The 1,744-nt window shown below is 75.9% G+C and carries 1 protein-coding gene; it reads left to right on the top strand.

The features are described 5' to 3' along the window. Window positions 1-153: 153 nt before the first annotated feature. The gene (locus HCN52_RS24165; RefSeq protein WP_312876861.1) at window positions 154-1,674 is read left to right on the top strand and encodes a PH domain-containing protein; all 1,521 of its coding nucleotides are present in this window, start codon (window positions 154-156) and stop codon (window positions 1,672-1,674) included. The last annotated feature ends 70 nt before the right edge of the window (window positions 1,675-1,744 follow it).

The raw sequence follows: 1,744 nt of genomic DNA, 5'->3' as shown, positions 1-1,744 counted from the left end.
TCGTGGACCCGTACGGCCGCATGCAGCTAGTCGAGGTGACCTCCGGGCCGCTGGACCGGAAGTTCGGCCTGGGGCGGCGCCGACGGCACCGACAGCGGCCGCGAGGGGGCCGCGGAGGCGTTCCCGGACGGGCAGGGCGAGCGGCTGCACCCGGTGACCCCCTGGCGCCGCGCCTGGGCACCGCTGGCCGGTCTGGCGGCCCTGGCCTTCAACAACCCGCAGCAGTTGCGCAACCTGGCCGAGCTGGGCGTCGGGCCGCTGCTCCTGGTCCTCGCGGGCATACTGGCCGTCGCCGCCCTCTACGGGTTCCTCTCCTGGCGGGTCACCCGGTTCCTGGTGACCGACACCGAACTCCGCATCCGCACGGGCCTGTTGTTCCGGCGCAGCGCCCATCTGCGCCTGGATCGCATCCAGTCCATCGACGTCAGCCGGCCACTGCTGGCACGGCTGGTCGGCGTCGCCAAGCTGAAGATGGAGGTCGTCGGGGCCGGGTCCTCCGACGAGCTGGCCTTCCTGGGGGAGGCCAAGGCCCGGGAGCTGCGGGCCGAGTTGCTGGCGCGCGCCGCCGGCATCACCCCGGACGCGGCCCGGACGGCGGGCGAGGCCCCCTCGCGGCAGGTGCTCCGGGTGGAGACCGGCACGCTGGTGAAGTCGCTGCTGCTGCTCGGCGCGGGCTGGGGCGCGCTGCTGTTCCTGCTGCTCGTCGCGCCGGGCATGTACCTGCTGACCGGCAGCATCTTCGCCACCCTCGCCGTCTGCGTGCCGTTCGCGGCCGTCGTCTGGCAGACGGGCATCGGCGGCTTCCTCACGCAGTACGACTGGACGGTGAGCGAGTCGCCCGACGGGCTGCGGCTGGACCACGGCCTGTTGCAGCGCGACCACGCGACGGTGCCGCCCGGACGGGTGCAGTCGGTCGACATCGTCGAGCCGCTGCTGTGGCGCTCCCGCGGTTGGGCACGGCTGGAGATCATGGTCGCCGGGGAGGGCGTCGAGAACGGCATGCTGGTGCCCGTCGCCGGCCGCGCGGAGTGCGCGCAGCTGATCGCCCGCTTCCTGCCGGGAGTCTCGATCGACGAGGCCGTGGCGTCGGTCCGCCCCGCACAGCGGCGCGGCCGCTGGGCCGTCCCGATCTGGTACCGGGGCTACGGCCACGGGGTGACCGACACCGTGTTCGTGGCGCGGCGCGGGCTGCTGAAGCGCGTCCACACGCTCGTCCCCCACGCGAAGGTGCAGAGCATCAGGCTCAGCCGCGGCCCCTGGATGCACCGGCTGCGGCTGGCGGACCTCCAGGTGCACCACGGGGGCAACGGCACGGCCGCCGCCCGGATGATGGGCCTGGACCACGCCCGCGAGGAGATCGCGGCCCAGGCGGAACGGTCCCGGCTCGGCCGGCGCTCCGCGGCCCCGGAGCGCTGGCTGACGGGTGCGGCTCCCGACGCCGCCGGCCCGGCGGGCGCTGCGCAGCCGTCCCACGGACCGGCATCCGCCGGTCCGGCGGGTGGCGACGAGACGGACGGAAGCCGGCAGGAGGCCGCGGGCCCGGTCACCGGCGAGGCACCGACCGGCGGCGGCGAGCCGTCGGGGCAGGGTACGGAGCGACAGCCGGCGGCCGAGCCGGGCGAGGCGTCCGCGCGCGGCCAGGAGCCGTACCGGGTCGACGGGGGTCGCGACTGACGACGGCCGCCCGCGCTACCGGTCGGCGGCGGGTGGACGGGCCGGGCCGGGCACCACATCCGTGGTGCCC

This window comes from Streptomyces bohaiensis (assembly GCF_012033785.1).
Lineage (GTDB): Bacteria > Actinomycetota > Actinomycetes > Streptomycetales > Streptomycetaceae > Streptomyces > Streptomyces bohaiensis.
The sequence above is the reverse complement of the archived record's forward strand: the minus strand, read 5'-3'. Positions and strand labels throughout refer to the sequence as shown.